General features: G+C 26.2%; 22 protein-coding genes. 15 read left to right on the top strand and 7 right to left on the bottom strand.

The features are described from left to right. Nucleotides 1–382: 382 nt before the first annotated feature. Together feoB and RATSFB_RS05590 are read right to left on the bottom strand one after the other, a co-directional pair. Complete coding sequence (gene feoB / locus RATSFB_RS05595; protein WP_014095068.1) at nucleotides 383–2,146, bottom strand: ferrous iron transporter B; 1,764 nt, start codon at nucleotides 2,144–2,146, stop codon at nucleotides 383–385. Between the two features lie 4 nt (nucleotides 2,147–2,150). Further along, nucleotides 2,151–2,387 (bottom strand): FeoA family protein, encoded by a 237-nt coding sequence (locus RATSFB_RS05590; protein WP_014095067.1) that lies wholly within the window; start codon nucleotides 2,385–2,387, stop codon nucleotides 2,151–2,153. 170 nt (nucleotides 2,388–2,557) lie between these two features. On the opposite strand from RATSFB_RS05590, the gene RATSFB_RS05585 reads away from it, so the two are divergent. Then, nucleotides 2,558–3,250: a ribonuclease H-like domain-containing protein gene (locus tag RATSFB_RS05585; protein WP_014095066.1), complete on the top strand. Its 693-nt coding sequence runs from the start codon at nucleotides 2,558–2,560 to the stop codon at nucleotides 3,248–3,250. A 13-nt stretch (nucleotides 3,251–3,263) separates the two neighbouring features. Here the strand turns inward: RATSFB_RS05585 and gltX are convergent, their stop codons facing one another. Next, the gene (gltX, locus tag RATSFB_RS05580) at nucleotides 3,264–4,703 is read right to left on the bottom strand and encodes a glutamate--tRNA ligase (protein WP_014095065.1); all 1,440 of its coding nucleotides are present in this window, start codon (nucleotides 4,701–4,703) and stop codon (nucleotides 3,264–3,266) included. A gap of 63 nt (nucleotides 4,704–4,766) precedes the next feature. After that, on the bottom strand, nucleotides 4,767–5,603 hold the full coding sequence (locus tag RATSFB_RS05575; protein WP_014095064.1) for a ComEC/Rec2 family competence protein: 837 nt from the start codon (nucleotides 5,601–5,603) through the stop codon (nucleotides 4,767–4,769). Between the two features lie 162 nt (nucleotides 5,604–5,765). On the opposite strand from RATSFB_RS05575, the gene RATSFB_RS05570 reads away from it, so the two are divergent. Together RATSFB_RS05570 and RATSFB_RS05565 are read left to right on the top strand one after the other, a co-directional pair. Beyond that, a complete protein-coding gene (locus RATSFB_RS05570; protein WP_044035582.1) occupies nucleotides 5,766–6,491 on the top strand; it encodes a lysophospholipid acyltransferase family protein in 726 nt (241 codons plus the stop codon). A gap of 22 nt (nucleotides 6,492–6,513) precedes the next feature. Continuing rightward, nucleotides 6,514–8,265, top strand: a complete 1,752-nt coding sequence (locus RATSFB_RS05565) for a hypothetical protein (RefSeq protein ID WP_014095062.1) — start codon at nucleotides 6,514–6,516, stop codon at nucleotides 8,263–8,265. Between the two features lie 89 nt (nucleotides 8,266–8,354). On the opposite strand, the gene RATSFB_RS05560 is transcribed toward RATSFB_RS05565, so the two are convergent. Beyond that, nucleotides 8,355–8,825: an Lrp/AsnC ligand binding domain-containing protein gene (locus tag RATSFB_RS05560; protein WP_044035581.1), complete on the bottom strand. Its 471-nt coding sequence runs from the start codon at nucleotides 8,823–8,825 to the stop codon at nucleotides 8,355–8,357. A gap of 49 nt (nucleotides 8,826–8,874) precedes the next feature. Here RATSFB_RS05560 and RATSFB_RS05555 point away from each other — a divergent pair, with 49 nt between their 5' ends. Next, nucleotides 8,875–9,198, top strand: a complete 324-nt coding sequence (locus RATSFB_RS05555; protein ID WP_014095060.1) for a hypothetical protein — start codon at nucleotides 8,875–8,877, stop codon at nucleotides 9,196–9,198. A 3-nt stretch (nucleotides 9,199–9,201) separates the two neighbouring features. Here RATSFB_RS05555 and RATSFB_RS05550 read toward each other — a convergent pair whose 3' ends face one another. Next, nucleotides 9,202–10,092, bottom strand: a complete 891-nt coding sequence (locus RATSFB_RS05550; RefSeq protein ID WP_014095059.1) for a hypothetical protein — start codon at nucleotides 10,090–10,092, stop codon at nucleotides 9,202–9,204. A 72-nt stretch (nucleotides 10,093–10,164) separates the two neighbouring features. Further along, on the bottom strand, nucleotides 10,165–13,146 hold the full coding sequence (locus tag RATSFB_RS05545; RefSeq protein ID WP_014095058.1) for a vitamin B12-dependent ribonucleotide reductase: 2,982 nt from the start codon (nucleotides 13,144–13,146) through the stop codon (nucleotides 10,165–10,167). Nucleotides 13,147–13,313: 167 nt separating this feature from the next. Here RATSFB_RS05545 and aroF point away from each other — a divergent pair, with 167 nt between their 5' ends. From aroF to sufC, 11 genes are all read left to right on the top strand, one after another. After that, entirely contained in the window at nucleotides 13,314–14,309 is a 996-nt protein-coding gene (gene aroF, locus RATSFB_RS05540; protein ID WP_014095057.1) for a 3-deoxy-7-phosphoheptulonate synthase, read from the top strand. Between the two features lie 20 nt (nucleotides 14,310–14,329). Then, the gene (aroA, locus tag RATSFB_RS05535) at nucleotides 14,330–15,604 is read left to right on the top strand and encodes a 3-phosphoshikimate 1-carboxyvinyltransferase (RefSeq protein ID WP_014095056.1); all 1,275 of its coding nucleotides are present in this window, start codon (nucleotides 14,330–14,332) and stop codon (nucleotides 15,602–15,604) included. A gap of 13 nt (nucleotides 15,605–15,617) precedes the next feature. Then, nucleotides 15,618–16,751, top strand: coding sequence for a chorismate synthase (gene aroC / locus RATSFB_RS05530; RefSeq protein ID WP_014095055.1), 1,134 nt, complete (start codon nucleotides 15,618–15,620; stop codon nucleotides 16,749–16,751). Further along, nucleotides 16,727–17,797, top strand: coding sequence for a 3-dehydroquinate synthase (gene aroB, locus RATSFB_RS05525; RefSeq protein ID WP_014095054.1), 1,071 nt, complete (start codon nucleotides 16,727–16,729; stop codon nucleotides 17,795–17,797). Before aroC ends, aroB begins: the two co-directional genes overlap by 25 nt. Nucleotides 17,798–17,810: 13 nt before the next feature. Further along, nucleotides 17,811–19,031 carry a DUF4214 domain-containing protein gene (locus RATSFB_RS05520; RefSeq protein ID WP_014095053.1) on the top strand — a complete coding sequence of 407 codons (1,221 nt, stop codon included), beginning with the start codon at nucleotides 17,811–17,813 and terminating at the stop codon, nucleotides 19,029–19,031. A 401-nt stretch (nucleotides 19,032–19,432) separates the two neighbouring features. After that, nucleotides 19,433–19,771: a hypothetical protein gene (locus RATSFB_RS05515; protein ID WP_014095052.1), complete on the top strand. Its 339-nt coding sequence runs from the start codon at nucleotides 19,433–19,435 to the stop codon at nucleotides 19,769–19,771. A gap of 116 nt (nucleotides 19,772–19,887) precedes the next feature. Then, nucleotides 19,888–22,197 carry an MGH1-like glycoside hydrolase domain-containing protein gene (locus tag RATSFB_RS05510; protein WP_014095051.1) on the top strand — a complete coding sequence of 770 codons (2,310 nt, stop codon included), beginning with the start codon at nucleotides 19,888–19,890 and terminating at the stop codon, nucleotides 22,195–22,197. Nucleotides 22,198–22,307: 110 nt separating this feature from the next. After that, nucleotides 22,308–22,937: a hypothetical protein gene (locus RATSFB_RS05505; protein WP_014095050.1), complete on the top strand. Its 630-nt coding sequence runs from the start codon at nucleotides 22,308–22,310 to the stop codon at nucleotides 22,935–22,937. A gap of 27 nt (nucleotides 22,938–22,964) precedes the next feature. Then, nucleotides 22,965–23,789 (top strand): Cof-type HAD-IIB family hydrolase, encoded by an 825-nt coding sequence (locus tag RATSFB_RS05500; RefSeq protein ID WP_014095049.1) that lies wholly within the window; start codon nucleotides 22,965–22,967, stop codon nucleotides 23,787–23,789. A 113-nt stretch (nucleotides 23,790–23,902) separates the two neighbouring features. Next, nucleotides 23,903–24,535, top strand: a complete 633-nt coding sequence (locus RATSFB_RS05495; RefSeq protein ID WP_014095048.1) for a hypothetical protein — start codon at nucleotides 23,903–23,905, stop codon at nucleotides 24,533–24,535. A gap of 180 nt (nucleotides 24,536–24,715) precedes the next feature. Further along, nucleotides 24,716–25,453: a Fe-S cluster assembly ATPase SufC gene (gene sufC / locus RATSFB_RS05490; protein ID WP_014095047.1), complete on the top strand. Its 738-nt coding sequence runs from the start codon at nucleotides 24,716–24,718 to the stop codon at nucleotides 25,451–25,453.

The raw sequence follows: 25,453 nt of genomic DNA, 5'->3' as shown, positions 1-25,453 counted from the left end.
AAAAATTATGCTAAGTTATACACATAGTTAACAACACATTGTGAATAACTTAGCTATTTTTATTTAAAACACATATAAAAATATTCTGAATTGATAAATTATAACAAAATATTAATAAAAATTGTGAATAAATATGTGGACATTGTGGAATAATTTGATATTAAAAAATAACAATATAGATTTTACAATATTTTAAGATATATAAAATTAAATAGAAATTGTTTATAAAATTTATCCATTTTTTTTAATTTTTGTTATTATATCATTTTTTTTACATGATTTATTACAATTTTTGCAAGAGTTATCTTTTTTAAAAATTATTTTTAAGATGTGTAAAAAGCTTACAAAAACAATAATCAGTATAATTAAAATTTCCATTATATCACCATAATAAATTTGTAATATTAAACACTAAAAAAGATACGGAATATGCTAATAATAATTGATATACCGTTAATATAAGTGTAAATTTAATTCCATATTCATGTTTAACTGTAGACAATACAGATATACAAGGTGTATATAACAATACAAAAACCAAAAAAGATATTGATGAATGTGAAGTGAAAAATGTTGGAATTATTTGAGTTAAATTTGCTCCAAATGTAACTCCCATAGAACTTATTATAAATTCTTTTGCCATAAGTCCAGCTATTAAAGACACGCCTGCTTGCCAAAAACCAAATCCCAATGGAACAAATATTTTTGAAATATATGAACCTATAGAGTATAAAAAGCTATCTTCAATAGAGCAAAATCCGTATATATTAAAATTAGATAAAAACCAAATTACTATTGAGATTGATAATATAAGTGTGCCTATTTTTTTGAAAAACGAGGATATTTTGTTTAAGGATTCTTTTAAAATATATGATAACGAAGGAAGTTTGTAGTCTGGTAGCTCTAAGATGAAAGATTTTTCTAAATTATCTGTTTTGGAAAATTTGTTCATTATAATTCCGATAATTACAGCGAGAATTATGCTTAATGCATATAGAAATAATAGTACGATTTCTTTATGATTTTTAAAAAATATGTTTGTGAATAGTAAGAAAACGGGTAATCTCGCACTACAACTCATAAGTGGCAATAAGAATATAGATATTTTTCTATCATTGTCATTTTCGAATGTACGTGTTGCCATTATAGCAGGAACGGTACATCCAAAACTCATAAGCAAAGGGAAAAATGCCTTTCCGGATAGTCCGAACATATTCATAAACCTATTTAGTAAAACGGAAGATCTAGCTATGTATCCACAATTATCTAAAAATGTTAAACATATAAACATAGATAATATCAGTGGTAAGAATGAAATAATAGTAGAAACTGCATTTATAATGCCATCTAGTATAAATGATTTAATTATAGGTGATGAATGCGATAATAGGTTTTCGATTATTGGTACAAATTTATTTGATATTAAATTAGACAATATATCGGACATGGGTCCTCCAACCCAAGAGAAGGTTATTTTAAATATTAAATAGAAGATTATTATTAGTATTGGAAATGATAAGTATTTATTTAAAACAATGTTATCTACATATTTGGATTTGTTTTTATTTTTAGATTTACTGGTTTTTACACATAATTTTAAAATTGAATTTATCTCTTCATAAATTTCATTAGATGATTTAGATTTATCAACTTTGCTTTTTTGAATATCTATTGGTTCATAGTTTTTAATGAAATTTTCAATAGATGATATGGTATTTTTCTTATTTCCATTAACAGTAAATACCTTGCAGTTTAAGTATGTAGATAGTTTATTTGTATGTATTTTTATATTATTTTTTTCAGCTACATCTATCATGTTAAGTACTAACACCATAGGTATATTAAAATTTATCAATTGAAGCGTTAAGAATAAATTTCTATAAAGATTTGATGAATCGAGAACATTTATAATTAAATCTGGATTTTTATTTTGGAGATATTCAAGTGATATTCTTTCTTCGATAGAAATGGAATCCAAGGAATAAATACCAGGAAGATCTATTAATTCTATGTTATTAGTTATTTTACCAACCTTTTTTTGTACTGTAACACCTGGATAGTTACCAACCTTTTGGTTTGATCCTGTTAGTATATTAAATATAGTAGTCTTACCAACGTTTGGATTTCCAATTAGAGCGTATCTCATAATGTTATTCCCCTGTAGCTTTATTAAGTATTAGAGTATCGAATATTTTTTTTTCAAGTGCTATATTGCATCCATTAACATTAATTATTATAGGTCCACCTAAGGGGATTTTTTTATATATAGATATTGAAGAGTTTTTTAATATACCAAGTGAATTAAGACGTTTTTTTATGGATGTTGTACATATTATATCTTCAACTTTATATGATTCATTAATTGATATTTTATTAAAATTTTTCATACAACAAACACCTCGTATAAATAAAATAAAAAAGTTTTATAATATACAAGTATATTTTTAAAATGTAAATATAATACAAATTAAATATTTTTAAATTTATATTGTTTTATTATTATCTTAATTTTATAATAGTAAAGGTAATCTGTGAAGAGAAATGAGCGGTAATTTTTATGAGAATATTGGAGCAGTATTGCAATGTTGAGGAATTTGATGTAGGTAGTGTTTTGAATGGAAGTGTGGATGTTGAAGTTTACAAACATGCTATTTATTTTGACTTAGAACACTATGTATATAAGAAACCTATTTGTATAGGAGTTTTTGGATGTTGCTATTATGATGATAATTTAAATAAATTGAAGGTTACTCAGTACATGATAGAAAACAAATATGAAATACATACTTTGCTTTTGCTAGCTAAAGATTATTTTAAAAAGATGTATTCGGAGCTTAATAAGAAATATATTGTAACGTTTTCAGGGAATAATGATTTTACCGTTATAAATTATTTGTTCAATCAATATAATGTAGACTTTTATATAAAAAATTATTTTGAAGAGATTGATCTTCAGAAAGAATTTTCTAAAATTTCTAAGAACAAAGATAATATAGGTCTTAAAAATTTGGAAAAGATAGCGGGAATTGATAGGAAAAATGAGCTTATGAGCGGAGTTACTATTGCTAAAACGTTTGCAAAAATTGTTAAAGATCACGATTATATAAATAGAATACCTGAAGATAAGGTTAAGAAGATATTGAATTATAATTTAGATGATGTAGTTAATTTATTTTATATATATATTAGGTGGAGAAATATTGAAAAATATATTTTAAATCTAAAAGAGGACTTACAAGATGATTTGTAAGTCCTATTAATTTTTAACATAATTTATTTATTGCAGTTTCTAATCTGATTAATGTTTCTTTCTTTTTAAGTAAATGTGCAAGTTCAACTGCACCACCAGGACTTGAATTTTTACCAGATAAGGCACATCTTATTGGCCATAACACAAATCCATTTTTATATGAATTATCTTTTATATATTTATTTATAAGTGAATTTAAATTCTCTATTGAGTAATCATTTGTATTTTGAAAAATAGGAAGTACATCTATTAAAATTTCTTTAGATGATTCGATTGTAGTTTTCATTTTTTTATGTTCAAATATACTTAAATCATAATTAGGGAGATTTATTAAAAAGTCTATTATTTCAGGAATTTGTGATAATATTTCTATCCTATTTTGTATCATTTCACATAATAGTTTTTTATCTATTTGTGAAGGAAGATTTCCCAAGTACTTATTTGAGATATTGTAAAATTTGTCTTTATCCATTTTTTTGATGTACTCAGAATTCATCCAAGTAAGTTTTTTAATATCAAATATCGATGAAGATTTTGAAATGTTTTTATAATTGAAATTTTTTATAAGTTCATCTAGAGTGAAAAACTCTTCATTATTTTCAGGACTCCAACCAAGTAGAGCTATATAATTTATTATTGCTTCGCTCAAATATCCCTTATCTATTAGATCATTATATGAAGCATCTCCATTTCTTTTTGAGAGCTTTTCTGTTTCATTTTTCATAATATGAGGGCAATGTATGTAAGTTGGAACTTCCCAAGAAAAAGCTTCATAAAGTCTTTGGTATTTAGGAGCAGATGAAAGATACTCTTTACCTCTAACTATATGTGTAATTTTCATTAAGTGATCGTCAATTACATTTGCAAAATTATATGTTGGCATTTTATCAGTTTTAAGAAGTATCATATCTTCAAGTTCATAGTTTGGAACACTTATTTCACCGTATAAAATATCATTGAATTTAGTAGTACCTTCGATTGGGTTATTTTGTCTTATTACATAAGGTATATTTTTGGCTAAATTTTCTTTGATTTCTTCAGGAGTTAAATTAAGACAATGTTTATCATATTTAAATACTTCATTTTTCTTATTAGATTCTTCCCTCAATTTTGATAACCTTTCGTTTGTACAAAAACAGTAATAAGCATGACCATTTTTAACTAATTTTTCAGCATATTCTTCGTATATATGTTTGCGTTCACTTTGTATGTAAGGACCATAATTACCAGGTACATTAGGACCTTCGTCATAATTAAGATGGGTGTCTTTTAAAACGTTAAAAATTATTTCTACTGCACCTTCAACAAATCTTTCTGTATCTGTATCTTCAATCCTTAAAATAAATTTACCGTTCTCTTTTTTAGCAATTAAATATGTATATAAAGCAGTCCTGAGATTTCCAATGTGCATGTATCCAGTTGGACTTGGAGCAAAACGTGTTCTTACCACCATATAGCATTACCTCCATAAAATTTTATATAGAAATTATACACAAAAAAAATAAATCATTAAATACTAAATAATTGAGTTTATAGTTAGTGTATTATTTTTCATATCACAGCTTATAATAATATTTCCGAGTTGATCTGTCCTTAATATTTTTGAATTTACATCGTTTAAAATATTTAAAGTGTTTTTGTTAGGATGTCCATATGAATTATTTCCAACACTAATGACAGATATATATGGATTGACTTTTTCAATAAATTTTTTGACATTGTTTTTATCATTGTTATAAGCACCATGATGAGGCACCTTTAATATTTCACTTTTTATATTCATATCTAAAAGTTCGATTTGTTTATCCTCTTCAATATCACCTGTATATAAAACATCAAAATCTTTAACTGAAGCCTGAAATACAAGAGATGAATCGTTAAATTCCTCAACAGGATTAGAAAAATCACACAGGAATTTGAGTTTAAAATCATTTTTTAAATTTAATATTGAAGGTTTATCTATATAGAGTAGTTTAGTTTTTGAATTCTTTATTAAGGATTTAACTTCATTGAAAGTATCATTTTTAAAAATACCGGGTAAAATGACATTGTTTACTTTGAAATTTTTATAAATCTCGGGGAATCCAGACGAATGATCTGAATGATCATGTGTGAGTATTACATAATCGAGTGTTTTGATGTTTCTAGATTTTATAGTATTTATAACATTATCAATAAATTCTTTTTCACCTGTATCAATTAAGATTGATATATTGTTATAGGAAATTAAGCTTGAATCTCCTTGATTAACATCAAAGAATATGATATTAAATAAATCTTTTGTATTTTTATTTGAACATGAAATAAGAAAAAAGAAAAATATAAGTAAAAAAATTTTTCTTATTTTTTTCATAATGTTACCTCGCATATATTTAGCATATTTTTAAGAGTTTTTTCATATTTTATACTAAATTATTCATTAAGAAACAAAATAAAAAATCACTTGTAAAATTTAATATACAATTAATATAATATAAAAATAGATATTTTTTTCAGAAGATATGGAGGATAAAGCTTGTATAAAACACTTTGTTATTGGATGAATTTTGCGAAATTTTATATTTATATAAGTGTAAATTTAAAGGCGTTTAAAAAAGCTAAAAAAAATAATGATAGAGAAAAGTTCACGAAATTATTTGAAAGATCCTATAATCTATTTGCAGATGTATTTTGTAAGAGTGTTAATATAGATTTTGATATTACTGGACAAGAAAAAGTTGATCTGGATGAAACTTATTTAATTGTTGCAAATCATTTGGGATTAGCAGATATTGCAACTGTAATAAAGGCATTTCCTAAAATTACTTCCTTTGTTTCAAAAATTGAATTATCAAATGTTATGGCATTTAGTGAATGGATGAGAGTTGCAGGATCTATCTTTATTGATAGAAATGATGCTAGAGCTTCTATAATTGAGTTGAATAAAGGAATTGAAGAATTAAAAAGTGGAATTAGTATGTGTGTTTTTCCAGAAGGAAAGAGAAATGATACAGGACAAATTGAGGAGTTTAAAAAAGGTAGTTTTAAACTTGCTTTGAAATCAGGAGTTAAAATTCTTCCCATGGTTTTATATGGGACTAGGGATGTTTATGAAAATAATAATAACAAAATTAGAGATGGGAAAATAAAAGTTCGTATATTAGACCCTATAGATTTAAAAACTTTAAGTTCTGAAGAAATTAAAAATTTACATGTTATAGTTCATGACAGAATGAATGAGGTATACAAGCAGTTAAAATAAATTTTATATGGGGGAAATTATTATGATTAAGGAATTTTCTATAAGCAATGATAAGGTTATGATGAATTTTACTAAAAAATATTGTAGTACTTTTGAAGATGTGCTTGAGAGTAATGGATTTAAAAATGTGCTTGTGCATTATTTAAATAAGAAAATATCTAGAAGAGATAGTGTATATAAGTATTTTTTAAGAGGAATAGAGGATTTAGATGAATTTATCATGTCACTTATAAAGATATTGGAACTTTTGACTATATTTGATAGAGAAGAAGTTATCAATATGAAAGTTAGGTATTATTATATACTTGAGGATAAATATAGTTTTGATAATTTTATAGAAGATTTTTATTCTTATTGGATAAAACTTGAGAGATATACAATACTTACTCAAATGTCCGTTGGAGATGGAATTATAAAATTAGGATTTGTTGATGCGAATTCAAAATTTACAAACTTAATAATGCAACTTTACCGTAAAATAAAGAATTCTGTTACAGCGAAGGTACCACTTGTTTATAGACAATTGAAGTCTGGCAATAATGCATCAATTGTATTGAACGAGTATAGTTGGAAATTGAAAAATTATGAATTAGTTGAAAATATAAAATTTATAGATACGATTTCATTAGAGACTCCATTTATTTCATATCCAACTAAAAATACAAGAAGTGGATCTTTTACAGAGGTATTTGAAAATCCACTTAAAAATTGTGAAATAGATGATGAGAATTGGTTTTGTTATCCCGCGAAAGTTGGAGAACTCTTAGCATTTATTTATTTTCATAAAGATTTTATGGCTAATGGCATAGCATTATCTAATTTGTTTGAAATGGCAAGTAGGGATGAGTATGTTGGAAGGAATCCTGATATAATGTATGTTTATGGAGCTGAAGATTTAAGTGATAGAAATAATGAGTATAAAACAGTTTTCTATGATGATATAGAAAATAATTTATTAGTAGGACTTGTTACTTATAGCAAGGATGTAGATTATTTTGGATATTTAAAAAAGATGACTTTAACACTTCATAATTTGGTTATGATTAAAAGGGGATATTTACCAATTCATGGAGCTATGGTTTCAATAACTTTAAAGAATGGAACTTCATCAAATATTGTGATCGTTGGAGATTCAGGTGCTGGGAAGTCAGAGTCACTTGAGGCTTTTAGAAGTTTTGGAGAAGAGTATATTTCGGATATGACGGTAATCTTTGATGATATGGGGGTTTTAAAAATTGCTCAGGATGGAATTTATGGTTATGGTACTGAAATAGGGGCTTTTGTAAGACTTGATGACTTAGATCAGGGATATGCATTTAAGGAGATAGATAGAAGTATATTTATGAATCCAGATAAAACTAATGCAAGGCTTGTTATGCCGGTATCCAGTTATCGTGATATTATAATGGGAAATAAAATTGATTTTATTTTATATGCAAATAATTATGAGAGAGCAAACGATGGCACTATTAAATTATACAGTAGGGATAAAATAAAGGATGCAATAAAAATATTTAGGGATGGTAACAGATTTGCAAAGGGAACAACACACGAAAAAGGTTTAGTATCTTCTTATTTTGCTAATCCGTTTGGACCTATGCAAAAACAGAATGAAACAGATGTGTTGCTTGATAAATATTTTGAAAAGATGTTTGAATTTGGTGTGGCAGTTGGGGAAATAAAAACTTGTTTAGCCATAGATGGTATGGAGAAAGAAGGACCTAAAAATGCAGCATTAGATTTATTTGATCTAATAAAAAATAAGCCAAATTAAAGATTTAATCTTTAATTTGGTTTTATAAATAATTTACATTAAAAATATTTTTAATGTAAATTATGATATAGTATTAAGATTAGGGAATATTAATTTAGAGCTACATTTCTATTAATTTTTTGAATTAAAGATATGAATGTATTTGTCCGGTTAATTCCTTTAATTTTGTTGATTTTATTTATAAGCATGTCTTGTAAATGCTCAATATTTTTACAAATTACTTTTGTTAGTATTTCGAAATCTCCAGTAGTTATATGGAGTTCTGTGATTTCTTTTATGTTTTGTAGATCGTTTATTACGTCTGGAATATATGAAGTACTATCTGTATATATAGCAACGAAGCAACATATATCAAATCCAAGTTTTGTTAGGTCTAATGATAAATTATATCCGAGCAATATTCCCATATCTTCCATTTTTTTCATTCTAACATGAATAGTTCCTCCACTTACGTGGCATATTCGAGCTATTTCAAGATATGGAGTTTTACAATCTTTGATGAGTATATCAAGTATGTCCAAATCTAATTTATCTAGATTATTAAAAATTTGTGAGTTCAAATTTTTACCACTTCCTTTGTGAATTAAATATATTTTAGGAGGAGATAAAATGAATTTTTTAGGTATTTTGTTATTTGTTTTAATTACTTTAATTACATATAATTTATTAAAAATATTTGTATTATCAAATATTAGAGCTAATAAATTTAGATGGTTAATTTTGATTTTAGGAATTATCATTTGTGTAGCTTCACTTTTCTTAAAAGTACCAACCTTTGTTATGTATATAATACAATGGTTATATTTGGTTTTAATACTTTGGTCTGTTGACCTTTTTGTTGATGTTAAACGTGAGAAAATTAAAAATAAAAATATTAAGGTTGTAAAGAACAAACCTAAAGTAAAACCTAATAGAATAAAGCATAAAAATTAACCATTAAATATCAATATAAATTGGAGAAGTTAGTGCAAATAAGTTATTATGGGATAAAATCCTAAGTATAAAGAACTTGTTTGTACCTTTTTTTATATCAACATTATAGGATATATTTTTTAGGCTGTATAGATTTTGATCTATTATAAAGTCATGTTTATTATTAAGTAGTACTAATTTTTTATTTGAGAAATTAGTACTACTTAATTTTATGTTTAGAGAAATATATTGTTTATCACTAAGATTTGAGGTGGAGAGAGTATAATCTAAATATAATTTATCTGAATTTGAAATGTAGAAATTTCCGTTTTTGATTTGAGAACTTATATATTGTTTTAAATTTCTGAAATCAAATACATTATTAGATTTATTTCTTATAAATATAAAACCATTATTTACATATATAGGAGTTACGTTTATACCTAAATTTAATAAATTCAAATAATTATCTATAGATTTTAAAAAGTTATCATTATATAATGTGAAATATTTTTTTGTGTTTTCATTGTATATTTGCATAAAACTATTGTTTGAAAGTATTAGAGTTGGATTATTTAAATAGCACCATAAATAAAAATTTTTTAGTTTAAATATATCTCCCTTAAAAATGCTTTTTGATAATAGAATCCTAATTGGACCTATAATTGAATGACATTTAAAACAAATGATACCTACCGTGTTTCTATATTTTTTTTCAAATGAATCGATTTTATCCTGTATGTAGTTGAGTCTAGATATTTTATCATTTGATAAACCATCGAACAGGTATTTGTTACTGTATTCAATTATTATAAAATTCAAATTATTTTTGTTTGCATTCTTTAAAATAGAATAAGGGTTTTCATTAATGTCTTTAGGGACATAATATGTTCCTTTTAGAAAAGATTTTGGCATGATTTAAATCCTTAGATATTGTTCTAAGTTTAATATATTTATAAATTTATTAAATTATTATACTAATATTATTTAGCTACATCCTGTCGTTGAACCACAATCAGCACATACATAACATGTTCCGTTTTTAAACATTTTTACACTTGAACAGTTAGAACATATTTTATTGTAGATTTTTTCATAGTCAGATGAATCTTGTTTGTGCTTTAAATCTGAAGAATTGTAATCATTGTCTTTATCTTCATAATCAGATGGTTTAACCTGACAAAATCTATAATCATTTAATTCAATATCAATTATTTTTGATATTAAATCAGATATTGAGGATGCGTGTTTTATGTAGGGGTGTTTTTTTACAAAACCATGTGGTTCATATTTTTGACCTCTAAGCATTGACGAAATATCTTGAGGAGAAACTTTATGTTGAAGCATTACAGAAAGGGATTTTGATAATGAATTTAATAATCCCATTATGATAGTTCCTTCTCTATCTGTTGTTATATAGATTTCGCATATTTCATTGTTTGTATTTCTATTTACTGTTGTGTATATTTTTATATCCTCAATTTCGGCAGGGTGAGTTGTACCACTTCTTATCCCAATTGGCTTATTTCTCTTTGGATTGTGCTTTAATGATTCTTTCATATTTTTAGCTAATATTAATAGCTCATTATAATTTAAGTTGTTTAAATTTTCGTCATTATTAATATCTTCTAGATTTTTATTCAGTGGCTGGGCGAATTTACTTCCATCACGATATAGAGAAATTCCTTTTACGCCAAGTTTCCAACTAAGCATTGTCATTTCCTTAAAGTCTTCAACTGTTGAATTATTTGGAAGATTAATAGTTTTTGAAATTGATCCAGAAACAAGTGGGGTAATTGCTGCAACCATTTTTACGTGTCCTTCTGGTGATATGAATCTTATACCTGTTCCACATGTGTTAGCAGTATCAAATATTTTTAAATGTTCTTCTTTTAGATGAGGAGCACCTTCTATTTTTCCATCAATTAATTTTTCGTATTTAAATCCATTAGATTCAACAGTTTCAGTTCTTTCAATATAAGCAAGTATATCTCTAATTTGATCATCCGAGTATTTCAAATTTTTGAGAGCGGATGCAATCATTGGATTTGAAAGTGTTAAATGTCCTCCACCTGATAGTTTTTTATAGACTATATGGGAGAAAAATGGTTCGATTGATGTTGATGCAGCGTCCATCGCAAATGAAATTGTACCTGTTGGAGCAATTACAGATACTTGAGCATTTCTATAACCATATTTTTCACCTGAATTATAAGCAGATTTCCAAACATTTTTTAAACAAGTTGATATGTATTTTAATCCCATTTTATTTAATAAGTCATGGTCAATTTTTATTGGAGTATAGTTTAAATTCTCGAATTCATCTTTTAAATATCCAGCAACACGGGCATGATTCCTAATAACTCTTAACATGTATTTTTTGTTTATGGAGTATTTCTCAAATACTCCTATTTCTTTTGACATAATAGATGATATGAAGTAACTTTCTCCTGTTAATATACCGATTATGCTTGATGTAAAACATCTGGCTTCATCTGAGTCATAAGGTATACCCATAATCATAAGCAGTGAAGCTATGTTGCATATTCCAAGACCTGTTGTTCTAAACATATGAGTTTTTCTTGCGATGTCTTCTGTTGGGAATTGTCCAAAATGTATTGATGCTTCTAAAATTAGTTGAGAGATTCTAATCATATGTAAGTATTGATCTATTTTAAACATTTGATTATTTTCATCATAAAATTTTAAAATATTTATTGAAGCAAGATTACATGATGTATCATCTAAAAATGCATATTCAGCACATGGATTTGTAGAGTTTATTCTATTATATTTTGCGTTATATACTCCATCTTCTCCGGCGGGGCAAGTGTGCCAAGCATTGAACGTATCATCAAAAAGAGGAGCAGGGTCTGCACATTTATGCGATGCTTCATTAAACATATTCCATAGATGTTTAGTGCTTATTTCTTTATTTACGGATGTATCGATTCTACCTTTTAGTATTATTTTAGAGTCGGGGTCGTTTTTTAAATTTTCAACCTTCATCATGAACTCATCTGTTATTTTAACTGAATTGTTGGAATTTTGACCTGATACTGTATTGTAGGCATCACCCTCAAATGCTCCATCATATCCCATTTTTACAAGCGCACGCACTTTATCTTCTTCGATAGATTTCCAATTTATAAAATCTTCGATTTCTGGATGATCTAAATCAAGACAAACCATTTTTGCAGCTCTTCTTGTTGTTCCGCCAGATTTTATTGCACCTGCATTTTTATCAAGACCTTTCAAAAAACTCATAAGACCTGATGATGATCCTCCACCAGATAATTTTTCTCCAGTTGCTCGTATATTTGAGAAATTTGTTCCTGTTCCTGATCCAAATTTAAACAATTTAGTTTCTGTTACGTAATGCTCAGAGATGGAGTGTGGACCTAAAAGCTTGTCTTCAATTGATAAAATAAAGCATGCGGATGCTTGAGTTCTTGTGTAAGAATCTATTGATTTAACAACTTTTTTCTCATTTATATCGTAGTAATATGTGTTTTGAGGTTCTCCTTTTATACCATAAGATAATGCAAGTCCTGTATTGAACCACTGTGGTGAATTTGGTGCAAATTTTTGATCGATTAGTGCGTATGCAGTTTCGTCATAAAATATTTGTTCTTCTTGCTTATTTTTAATTAATCCTAGATCTTTTAGAGATGATATCCAAAAACTTACAAGTCTATGTACAATCATTTTAAAAGAGTTTTCCATTCCACAATCATTTGGAACACCACTTTTTCTAAAATATTTTGTAGCTATTATATCGCAAGCAGTCTGTGAAAAATGCTCAGGGAACTCTAAGTTTTTCATATCATAAATTGTATTTCCAGTTTTATAATCTTTAAGTAGAACATTTACCTTTTTCCATTTAAATAAACTAAATACATCTTTGTCTTTGTTATTTTCAAGTATTTGAGTGAAATGTCTTATAAAAACATTTTTAATATTTTCCATAGTAACCACCTTTTTAAAACTAACGTGAAAATATTTTAACATAAAAAACATGGATGATAAATTCACAAAAAATATTTAAAGAAATAAATAAATTGAAAAAAATATCTCAAGAGAGTAAAATTATAGCAATTGTTTTGAAAAGAAATTAAATAGGAGAATATAAGTATATGATCATATTTTTTGAGAAGGATATAGATATAGAGGATGCTTTAGACAAAATAATATATATTTCTGAAATAAATTTTTCACATTTTAATTTTGGGGAAAATTACAAAGGTATATATATTTCAGAAGATATTGATAAGGAATTTATATTGAAAAATATTGATGGAATTAGAGAAATGGTTCAAGTTAATAAACCTTATAAATTTGTTAGCAGAGAGTTTAAGAAAGAGGATACTATTGTACATATTGGGAATGTTAAGATAGGTGGAGAACATTTTGAAACAATAGGTGGACCTTGTTCTTTTGAAAATGAAGATGGTTTTATGGAAATAGCAAAAAATTTAAAAGAATTCGGAGTCAAGATAGTAAGAGGCGGTGCATTTAAACCTCGAACTTCCCCTTATTTTTTTCAGGGAATTGGTAAAGATGCTTTAAAAATTATGAGGAGAATTACCCTTGAGTTGGACTTGAAGCTTGTTAGTGAAATTGTATCGACAGAAGATATAGAAGTATTTAATGAATATGTGGATATTTTTCAGGTTGGAGCACGAAATATGCAGAATTTTGAATTATTGAAGAAGCTTGGTAAGTGCAATAAACCTATTTTATTAAAAAGGGGGTTTAGTGCGACAATTGAAGAGTTTTTATTAAGTGCTGAGTATATCGTATCTGGAGGGAATATGAACGTTATACTTTGTGAGCGAGGAATTAGAACTTTTGAAAAAAGTACGAGAAATACTTTAGATATATCAGCTGTTCCTGTCATTAAGAAATTATCACATCTTCCTATAATAGTTGATCCTAGTCATGCATCTGGGAGATTTGATTTGGTTGAATCCCTTGCGTTGGCATCTGTTTCAGCTGGATGTGATGGAATTATGGTTGAAGTTCATAATGACCCTGAAAATGCATTATCTGATGGGTGTCAGTCACTAAAATTCAAACGATTCTATAATATGAATAAGAAAATACATAAGATAAGGAAGAGTTTATTTTAAATTTATTTAGGAGATAAGTTGTGAATATAAGAAGTAAGAAAATAAAATCTGTAATAAATATTCCAGGAGATAAATCAATATCTCATAGAGCTCTTATGATTTCGTCTATATCAAATGGGGTTAGTGTAATACATAAATTCTTATTTAGCAAAGATTCCTTAGCAACGATGGAGTGTCTTAAAAATTTGGGGGTCAAAATTGAAATTGATGATTCTAGAATTAAGGTGTTTGGGAATGGATTATATTCTTTGAAAAAATATGATGATGTGTTAGATGCTAAAAATTCTGGGACAACAATTAGAATAATGAGCGGTATTTTAAGTGGAAGTAGCTTTGATTCAATCATTGATGGAGATGAATCTTTAAGGGCTAGACCAATGGATAGAATAATAAAACCCTTATCTCTTATGGGAGCAGGAATTTATTCTCTTAAAAAAGATAAATTTGCACCTTTAAATATTTCTGGGAGAAAATTAAATTCAATTTCTTATAATATGGAAATTGATAGTGCACAGGTAAAATCATGTATTTTATTTGCAGGATTATATTGTGATGGTATAACAAAAATTATTGAAAATGTAAAGACAAGAGATCATACTGAGCGAATGATTAACTACTTTGGTGGGAATATTCAAATTGATAAAAATGTTATTTCAATTCAAAGAGGGGAGATGGAAGCACGAGAAATTTCAATTCCTGGAGATATATCATCTGCAAGTTTTTTTATGGTTCTAGCATCTTGTATTGATGGATCAGAACTTCTAATTAAAGATGTAGGGATTAATGAAACAAGAACAGGTATAATTAATGTTTTAAGAAGTATGGGAGCAGATATTGAATTTATAAATGTTCATTTTAATTATTTTGAGGAAGTGTGCGATATAAAAGTGCGTGGCACATCTTCCTTATTTGGTACTTTAATAGAAGGAGATATTATACCTACACTTATTGATGAAATACCAATTATTTGTGTGCTTGCTGCATTTGCAAAAGGTGAAACTATAATTAAAAATATAGAAGAACTTAAATATAAGGAGAGCAATAGAGTAAAGAGTATAGTAGATGGATTTGTTAAACTTGGAATTGAAATTTATGAATTTGAAGATGGAATTAGGATAGTTGGTGGAGGAAATATAAAAGGGTGTGAGGTTAATAGTTATAATGATCACAGAATAGCTATGGCATTTATGATATTATCGGTTTTAAGTGGTGAAGATATAAAGATTATAAATAAATCTTGCGTTGATATATCTTTTCCAAGTTTCTATGAAATTTTAAATTATATTTTGAGGTAGGGTGTTTATTTATATGAGATATTTTACTGCTGGCGAGTCACATGGTAAAGGTCTTGTTGGGGTTATAGAGGGTTTGCCATCTAATGTGTACATAGATGTAGATGAAATAAATGATCTTTTAAAAAAAAGACAGTCTTTTTATGGGCGTGGAAATAGGATGAAAATTGAGAATGATAAAATTGAATTTATATCTGGAATTAGGAATTCAAAGACATTAGGATCCCCTATATCATTTTTTATAAAAAATTATGATTATAAAAATTGGGAGAAATATATGGATCCTATGAACTGTGATATTTCATCTAAAAAGGTTTTAAAACCAAGACCTGGTCATGCTGATTTAAGTGGAATAATCAAATATGATTTTGATGATTGTAGAAATGTGCTTGAAAGAAGTAGTGCAAGAGAAACTGCAACTAGATTAGCTATTGGGGCTATTTGTATACAAGTTTTGAGAAATTTTAATATAGACAGTGCATCTCATGTTTTATCTATAGGAGATATTAGGAATAGTAATACATATTGTTTTGAAGAAATTAAGAGAAGTGATGAATATGAATTCAGATTTTTAGATAATAAAAGGATCGATGATATAAAATCTTTAATTGATCGTATAAAATCTCAAGGTGATACAATAGGAGGATCCTATGAGATCAGGATTAAAAATGTACCTGTAGGAATTGGAAGCTATGTTCATTATGATCGTAAGTTAGATGGATTATTGGCAGCTGCACTTATAAGTGTTAACTCCATGAAGGCTATAGAATTTGGTGATGGATTAGAAACTTTTATAGATAAAGGATCAAATTCACATGATGCAATTGAATATAGAAATGGAAATTACAGAAGAAAAACTAATAGAGCAGGTGGTATTGAAGGGGGTATGAGTAATGGAGAAGAAATTGTGATTAGATGTTACCATAAACCCATTCCGACACTTTATAAACCTATAAAGAGCGTAAATATATCATCAAAAGAGATTGAATGTGCAAGTATTGAAAGAAGTGATTGCACGGTTGTGCCTTCAGCATCAATTATTTCTGAGAGTGTTGCTATGACTGTTATATGTCAGGAGTTTTTAAGAAAGTTCTCTGGAGATAGTTTGAAGGAGGTATTAAGAAATTGGAAAAACTCATTCTTGAACTAAAGCAAAGAAAATGTGAAGTATTAATAGGAGAAGGTTCTTTTAAAAATCTTAAAGATATAATTAGAGGCAAGAGATGTTTTTTTATTATAGATAAGATAGTTTATGAAAGGTTTTATAGTACATATTTGAGGGAATTAATCATTGATTTAGACCATGATATTTATTTGATTGATTGTATTGAAAAGAATAAAAATATAATTATGGTAACAGAAATTGTAAAAATGCTTAGTGATAAGGGGTATTTAAGAGATTCTATTTTAATTGGAATTGGCGGGGGGATTGTTGGAGATATAGTAGGATTTGTTGCATCTATATATATGAGAGGTATACAATTTATAAATATCCCAACAACCATTCTTGCTCAAGTTGATAGTTCGATTGGTGGTAAAAATGCTGTTAATATTTCAGGGTGTAAGAATTTAATTGGAACATTTAATCAACCACATTTTGTTGTTATAGATAATAATTTTTTAACATCATTACCGAAGAGAGAAATAATTTCTGGATTAGCTGAAGTTTTAAAATATGGTATAATATGCGAGTATGGGTTTTTAAACTATATAGATAAAAATCTTATAGATATATTAAATGGGAATATTAACATTATACGTGAGATAGTAAAAAGAAGTTGCGAGTTTAAAATTAATATCATAAGTCAAGATGAGTATGATACTTCAATTAGGAAAATTTTGAATCATGGACATACTATAGGGCATGCGATAGAGAGTGTTACTAATTATTCAGTTTATACTCATGGTGAAGCTGTAATTATAGGAATGTATTATGAGTGCTTACTTGCACTGAAACTTAATTTAATAGATGAGGCGTATTTTAAATTTATATATGAAATTTTAAGAAGATTTGATATAAAATTTGACAATAGTATTTTAGATGAAGATAGATTTTATGAAGCATTATTAATGGACAAGAAAAATAAATCTAAGAAGATTAGCTTTATTTTTCCAATTTCTCCATCAAAGGTAGAAGAGTATATGTTTTCATTGGATGAAGTTAGAGGGTTTAAACTTTCAAATTATCATTTTTAATCAAGGAGGAATTATGCTAAGGAGGAAATTTTGTAAAATATTATCTAGTTCACTTATTTGTTTATTATTCGGCTTTAGTTTAATTAAGGTTAATGCTGAAAATAGTGATAATACTGGAGTAAATGTTAATATTGAAACTAATGTTGATTCTGGACCAATATATAATTCTGTGAATGATTTTGTGGTAAAGAGTTATGAGGTTTTTTTAAATAGGAATAATTTAGATGATACAGGTATTGAGTATTGGAGTTATTTACTTGGAAATCATAATGAATCATTATATAATTATATGATTTCTTTAGTAACGGGAGAAGAATTTTTATCAAAAGATGTTAGTGATAAAGAATTTATAGATATGATATATAAATTATTATTTAATAAATCCCCAAGCGATGAGGAGAGTAATTATTGGATAGGAAAAATTGAAGAAGAAAATGAAAAATTAAATGATAAAAATTCTGCAAGACATGAAGTAAGTAAAATGATGTTTGGCGAGAATTCTTTTCGTGAATTTTCATATAAAATTGGAACTACGCCAGAATTTCAAAATTTAAATAATTTTGGTGTTGCAGAATTAAGAGAGGAATATGATTCTGAAAAAATAGAGTATATAAATGGTTTATATGAAGAATTTACAAAAGTTGAACAAGCTGTGTTAGCTCAAAGCGAGGATAGTAATAGGGATATTGAAACTATATTAGGCATGTTTCCAATATTTGCAAATAAAACAGAAGATAAGATGTATGAAGATATAAAAAGTGTATCGAGTGGAAATATAAAACGAATTGTACATGCACTCGATTATCAAGTAGAATTACCAAATGATACTCCTAAATCTGTATATATTTCACCATTTATAGAATTAGATGGAGACAAGAATAATGATTTTATAACTTTAGGATTGAGTGTTACTTCAAGAAATCTTGGTAAACTTATAACTAAGGCGGACATAGTTTTAGGAAATGAATCTTTAGATTTGGAGGTTAGCTATAAAGATCAAAGTAAATATGATGAAAAAGGAATTTCAGTTCATGAATTTAAAATTAAAATTAACTCAAAAGAGGATCTTGAGCTTTTAAATAAAATTTTGAGTTATGATTTATCTAAACTTAGATTTACTTTTGATGATTCAAGTACGTATGTTTATAGTTTATATGAAAAAGATAGAGTAAGAAATACATTGAGATTTATGAATAATTTATATACTCACATTGTAGTTACAGCATTAATTTAAAAATTTATAATAAATAACTGATTATATACAATTTATATTATACCTAATTTTTTAGTACTAACTTAAGGAAATAATTATATTGAAGTTACTAAGCAAATAATAACAGTTAAAGTATTACAAGGTGCGTTATTATATGAAATAAATTATACTAAAGATAAAATGTATGAAATTAATAAAGAATATGTATTAAATAGTTATTGTAGATTTTGCAATAACTATTTTTGTTTACATTGATGTTATTAAAGTTAAATAGAATTTTTATAAATTATTATACTAAAATAATTTAATAAATTAATTTAGTAAAGTAAATATATTTTTATAACGAAAATAATATATATTATTTAGTTTAGATACAAGTAGATTAAACCAATATTTTGAATGATTGAGATTGGAGCTAGATTATGTTTAAAGAGGAGAAAGATTATTTAAAAATAAATTTAAATGATTCTTATAGTAAAAATTGTGAATCATTATTTACAAATAATAAAAATGATAAAATCAATGATTCCGTTACTTTTAATAATTTACCGGTATTTAAATACAAAAAATTAATTCTTGTATACGATAAATTACCTAAACAAGTAGATATAATAAAGGATGTTGAGGAATTTATAAGTAAGATAAATATTAATGATAATTTTAAAGTATTTAATATAAAAATAAAATCTGTTTTAAATAAGGGAAATAATAGCAAAGAATATATAGTAATGGTTGCCCTTATAAATATTGATATTAAGTAAATAGGTTTCTAGCCTATTTATTTTTTTTGTTTAAAAACTAATATACAAGTTATTGTAAATGTTTTCTAATAAGTGTAAACTATGTAGGTGAATTTATTAAGAAAGGTGCAAATGTAATGAAATGGAAATTTATTAAGAAATTATTATCGGGATTTATGATTTTTAGCCTCTGTTTTTCTTCATCTGTATATGCAAGTGGGAAAAAATATGAAATTTCTGATTTTGTAAACGTATTAAATGTACAAGCAAGGTTGACAGATACACCATATGGATATTATCAAGTAAGTGATTTTACGACTTTTATGGATAATGGATCTTGGCATGGATATAGTTTACCATCTTTAGATGATAAAAATAATCTGGGAGGATTCGCGGGACCTACGATTTTATTTGAGAGTACATCAGAAACAATAGCGGTTAATTTATCTGAGGCACTTACTAAAATTAAGCTGGTTAAAAATGGAAATGAGGTTGATTTATCTTTAGCTAAACCAACATTATCATATTATCCAGGTAAATTAGTTCAAAGTTATGAATTTAGAAATGATTTTAAATTAATTATGGAATTGATATTTGGAACAGATAGAACTGCTATAGTAAAAACTCAAATTATAAATTTAAGCAATGATCCTGTAAAGTTTAATGTTTCATGGGAAGGGAAATTATTTGATTCTTTTACACACAATAAGAAGGTATATAATATTAACCCTTCCATAGAATCTCTATCAAATGGATTAAGAGTAAATTTTGATGGGGAGAATGGGGGATTATCGGAAAATACAAAATATAATAAGTTCTTAGTAAATTATGATAAAGATGTTAGTACTGAGGTTTCTGAAGATAAAAATTCTTATAAAACTTATTTAAAAGATGAGATTATTTTAGATAAGGGTGGTTCTTATACAATAAACAGAACTGAAAGTTTTACATTTACAGATGACGAGTATAAGAGTGAGCAATTCAAAATTTCAAGTATACAAAATAATCCTGAAAGATATTTTTCAGAGAATCTTATAAGGTGGCAGAGTTATATAAACAACACGATAAAAGATGATGGAAGTGTTAGTAAGGCTTATAAAAATGCTGCGATAAAATCTATTATGACACTTACTACAAATTGGAGGAGTGAGGCTGGAGATTTAAAAAATTCTGGAATTACTCCATCAGTTTCATATAGATGGTTTAATGGATTATGGGCATGGGACTCTTGGAAAAATGCGGTTGCAGTTGCTGGATTTGATACAGAACTTGCAAAAGATTCTATAAGAGTAATGTTTGATTATCAAGTTCAATCCACAGATGAGAAGCGCCCACAGGATGAGGGAGTGATATTGGATGCTATATATTATCAAGAAGAATCTTTTAATAAAAGGAATTCAAAGCCACCTCTAGCAGCTTGGGCTGTTTATAATGTTTATAAGGAAGATAAGGATATAGAATTTGTAAAGGAAATGTATCCTAAATTAAAGGCTTATCATGAGTGGTGGTATAGGAATAGAGATACAGATAAAAATGGTATTGCTGAATATGGAGCTATGGTTCATGAAGCGCATTATAAATATGATAGTAATGGAAATATTTTAAAAGATGAAAGTAATACACCAATTTTAAATAATGATGCAATTATTGAGGCTGCAGCTTGGGAAAGTGGTATGGATAATGCTATAAGATTTGATAAAGAAGGTATCGGAGAAGGGGATATTGGAGTACAAGTATTTAAAAACACAAATAAAAATGGAGATATAGTTGGGTATTCAATAAATCAAGAGTCAGTTGATTTAAATGCGTATTTGTATGCAGAAAAAGCTTTTTTAAAGTATTTTGCTGAGTTGTTAGGTAATAATGAAGATGCTGTTAAATATAAGAATGAAGCTAAAGAGGTAGCTGATTATATAAATAAATTTATGTATGATGATGAAACTGGATTTTATTACGATTTACAGATAGATAAAACAGGCAATAATAAGAAATTATTGGTAAATAGAGGTAAAGGTACAGAAGGATATATACCATTATGGGCAAAACTTGCGCCTTCAGATAAAGCAGAGAAAGTCGTACAAAATATATTAGATCCTGAAAAATTTAATTTAAACGTTCCATTTCCAACAGCATCTAAGGACAATCCTTTTTTTAATCCAAATGTATATTGGAGAGGTCCTGTATGGTTAGACCAGGCATTATATGGAATTGAAGCATTAGAAAATTATGGGTACAAAAAAGAAGCAATTGAGTTAACTTATAAGTTATTTGATAATGCACAAGGTATTTTATCTTCAAATCCTATTAATGAAAATTATAATCCTTTAACAGGAGAAGCACTTCATGCAAAGAATTTTAGTTGGAGTGCAGCTGCATATTATTTATTATATAGAAATACATTGTGTGGAAATGAAAATACATCACAAAATGTTTTAACAATAGAATGATTATAAAAAAGTACATAGTATATCTATGTACTTTTTTATATGGAATAAAAATATTATTTGAAATCATATAAATTTTTAATAGATTTTAAATAATAGAGGAGTATCAAAGAATGAATCACAACAACAATATAAAATCAATTAGGATTAATCAATTAATATTTATTTTAATTTCATATATAATTGGTAGTATATTAATAAGATTCACTGAAAGTTATTTGAATAATTTATCATTTGTTAGAACATTTTACATAATATTTTTTATTTATTTGTTTCAACTTTTAATCCAGGGAATTAAATTTAAAAATATATGTTTAAAATTAAATAATACAAATGATAAAAAAACAGTATTGTATAAAAAATATTTATTTATTAATTTTATTGTATTTATGTCTTTTGGATTAATAATTTTAGGGTTATCTTTAATTGGCTTGTTTTTTAGTCCAATTAAATATTTAATTATGGTAGTTATGATAATAGTTTTAACATTTTTATATTTTATGTATAACATTAGATTATTTAGATTAGCTGATATAAGGTTTAATAAATATAAAATTGAGTATATTAAAAATCAAATAAAGGTGTTATGGAAGCTATTATTGATAAATTTGATATTTATAATAATAAATGTCTACTTAGTTAATTTTGCTTATTATTTAGGGGGGATTATATTTGTATTTATAGTTTTACTTGATTTTATATTAACAGAGATTAATATAGGTTGTTTAAGTATAGGTTTGTAGTTGATTTATATTGTTTGGAGGTAAATTGTGAAAAATATAAAATTAATTTGTTTAGATTTGGATGGTACTACGCTTAAAGATATCTCAAATATTTCTAGTGTAAATATAGAATATATAAATAAGGCGTACAATAATGGGATAAAGATAGCTTTAGTTACGGGTAGATTATTTATACATTGTTTATATTTTTCAAAAGTTTTAGGGATACCTACATATGCGTTAGGAAACAATGGAACATATGTATATGATATTGAAAATAATAAGATTGTATATTCAAGTTTTTTTGGTGTAGATAATTTAGTTAAAATACATAAATTTGTAAAAGAAAAACATTTTAACACACATTATTCTACAATAGATACAATTTATTCTAATAATAATTTGGATGATTATCATGATGAGGAGAATAAAAATGAACACTCTATGAAGAAGGTTGTAATTGAAGATGAAGATGAGTGGGATGAATTATTTAAAAATAATGGAGATAAGATATGTAAGGTTTTAGTTTCGAGTGATGATGAAAATAAGCTTAATGATTTAATATTAAAAATCATAGAATTAGGAGAATTTGAAGTAGAGTATTCATGGGTTAATACAATTGAAATATTGAAAAAAGGTGAAGGGAAAGGAAAAGGAGTTGCTGAACTTAGAAAATATTTAAATATAGATAAAGAACATATTATGTGTATAGGTGATGGGGGGAACGATATATCTATGTTTAAAGAGTGTGGGTATAAAGTTGCTGTAAATAATGCGATAGATGAATTGAAATTAAAAGCTGATTTCATAACTCTTGATTTTGATAAAGATGGAGTTGGATATGCTATAAAAAAATTATTAGAACACTTTTAGTAAATTTTGTAAAAAATGATACTTTTTTTGTGTTCAGTTTAACTTTATTTATAAAATGTAATTATGTATAATAAATGTAACATGGTAAAAAATTGGGAATTTAGGGGGTAACTATGTTACATATACTTAATACATTAGAAAGAGATATAACAAAGAAGTTTGTTGACTCTATGAATTTTGGGATGGAGAATATAACTAATGAATACTTTTTAAAAGTATTATATATTAATGATGAAGAAAGAGTTTATAATAATAAGAGCAAATTGGATTTTGTTGAGCATGGATTAGAGTATAATTTAAAATTTGAAGATAAAATATTTAGATTTTTTGAGGATATTTTTAAATTGAATCATGGAACTATGTATGTTGGTAATTTTAATATAGATAAAATAGATAATATGAAGATTTTATATATGTTAAGAGATTTAGATTATAAGGATTCAATCAAACTTATAAATATTTTACGTTCTCATGTAAGAGATGAAGATGTTTATAAAATTAATGATTTTGGTGTTTTTAAAATGTTTATGAGTCTTTGCACAAGAGAGATTCATTTTACTAGTTTTTATTTTGATAAATTAGATATCATGGTATTTACACATTATGATTTATCGATGTTAATGTTTTTTAAAAATGAAAATGATATAAATACATATGTACAATTAGCTAAAATAAATGATTTGAGTTTGAAAGATCAGGAACTTGGATTTCAAAATAAACCATTGATTGAAGTGGTTAATAATTAAGATAGCATTAAATGGTGCTATCTTTTATTTTTTTTTAAGCGAAAAATAATGTGAATTTATAATTTAAAATATTTTTGTCTAATTGATATTGCAATTTATATTTTGTATAAGTTAGAATAAAAAATGTAATTCATACTAAAAAGGTATAGATTAATTTGGAAATTTAGAGGAGTTAATTTTATGAATTTTTTAGATATACAAAATTTTAGTGTTAATGTAAATGAAAAGAATGTTTTAAATAATATAAATCTTTCAGTTAATTCAGGAGAAGTTCATGTTATACTTGGACCAAATGGAAGTGGTAAATCATCTTTATCTATGAGTATACTTGGAAATCCTAGATACACAGTTGTAAATGGAGATATATTTTTTAAAGGAGAGAAAATAAATAATTTAACTCCAGATGAGAGAGCGAGAAAAGGAATATTTTTATGTTTTCAACAAGTTGAAGAAATAGAAGGTCTTGTATATAAAGATTATTTAAGAGAGCTTAAAAGTAAGGTTAAAAATGAAAAACCTAATCTTGCGTTTAATATGAGTTTGAGTAAAGAATTTGGGGATGTTGGATTGCAAGACTCTCATATTCTTAGATATTTAAATTCCGGATTTTCTGGTGGAGAGAAGAAAAAGAGTGAATTACTTCAAATGAAATTTTTAAATCCTGAGTTGATAATATTAGATGAAATAGACTCTGGACTTGATATAGATGCTGTTCGTTCTGTGTGTGATATTCTTAAAAATTTAATAACTAAAGATAAGGCTGTTATTATAATTACTCATAGAGAAGAGATTATCCGTGAGCTTAATGTGACTCATGTACATATATTAAAAGATGGTCAAAATGTTAAAACTGGAGGGATAGAATTGTTTGATGAAGTAAATAAAAATGGTTATTCAGTTCTATTGGAGGAGAAATAG

Source organism: Candidatus Arthromitus sp. SFB-rat-Yit (assembly GCF_000283555.1).
Classification (GTDB): domain Bacteria; phylum Bacillota; class Clostridia; order Clostridiales; family Clostridiaceae; genus Dwaynesavagella.
This window is presented reverse-complemented; position numbering and strand designations above follow the sequence as displayed.

Excerpts from the sequence above, each read along its gene's own strand:
- RATSFB_RS05585 (WP_014095066.1), top strand. The coding sequence starts at position 2,558 with ATGAGAATATTGGAGCAGTATTGCAATGTTGAGGAATTTGATGTAGGT.
- sufC (WP_014095047.1), top strand. The coding sequence starts at position 24,716 with ATGAATTTTTTAGATATACAAAATTTTAGTGTTAATGTAAATGAAAAG.
- feoB (WP_014095068.1), bottom strand. The coding sequence starts at position 2,146 with ATGAGATACGCTCTAATTGGAAATCCAAACGTTGGTAAGACTACTATA.
- RATSFB_RS05550 (WP_014095059.1), bottom strand. The coding sequence starts at position 10,092 with ATGCCAAAATCTTTTCTAAAAGGAACATATTATGTCCCTAAAGACATT.
- RATSFB_RS05520 (WP_014095053.1), top strand. The coding sequence starts at position 17,811 with ATGCTAAGGAGGAAATTTTGTAAAATATTATCTAGTTCACTTATTTGT.
- aroC (WP_014095055.1), top strand. The coding sequence starts at position 15,618 with ATGAGATATTTTACTGCTGGCGAGTCACATGGTAAAGGTCTTGTTGGG.
- RATSFB_RS05545 (WP_014095058.1), bottom strand. The coding sequence starts at position 13,146 with ATGGAAAATATTAAAAATGTTTTTATAAGACATTTCACTCAAATACTT.
- RATSFB_RS05590 (WP_014095067.1), bottom strand. The coding sequence starts at position 2,387 with ATGAAAAATTTTAATAAAATATCAATTAATGAATCATATAAAGTTGAA.
- RATSFB_RS05510 (WP_014095051.1), top strand. The coding sequence starts at position 19,888 with ATGAAATGGAAATTTATTAAGAAATTATTATCGGGATTTATGATTTTT.
- gltX (WP_014095065.1), bottom strand. The coding sequence starts at position 4,703 with ATGGTGGTAAGAACACGTTTTGCTCCAAGTCCAACTGGATACATGCAC.
- RATSFB_RS05555 (WP_014095060.1), top strand. The coding sequence starts at position 8,875 with ATGAATTTTTTAGGTATTTTGTTATTTGTTTTAATTACTTTAATTACA.
- aroF (WP_014095057.1), top strand. The coding sequence starts at position 13,314 with ATGATCATATTTTTTGAGAAGGATATAGATATAGAGGATGCTTTAGAC.
- RATSFB_RS05565 (WP_014095062.1), top strand. The coding sequence starts at position 6,514 with ATGATTAAGGAATTTTCTATAAGCAATGATAAGGTTATGATGAATTTT.
- RATSFB_RS05495 (WP_014095048.1), top strand. The coding sequence starts at position 23,903 with ATGTTACATATACTTAATACATTAGAAAGAGATATAACAAAGAAGTTT.
- RATSFB_RS05515 (WP_014095052.1), top strand. The coding sequence starts at position 19,433 with ATGTTTAAAGAGGAGAAAGATTATTTAAAAATAAATTTAAATGATTCT.
- RATSFB_RS05505 (WP_014095050.1), top strand. The coding sequence starts at position 22,308 with ATGAATCACAACAACAATATAAAATCAATTAGGATTAATCAATTAATA.
- RATSFB_RS05575 (WP_014095064.1), bottom strand. The coding sequence starts at position 5,603 with ATGAAAAAAATAAGAAAAATTTTTTTACTTATATTTTTCTTTTTTCTT.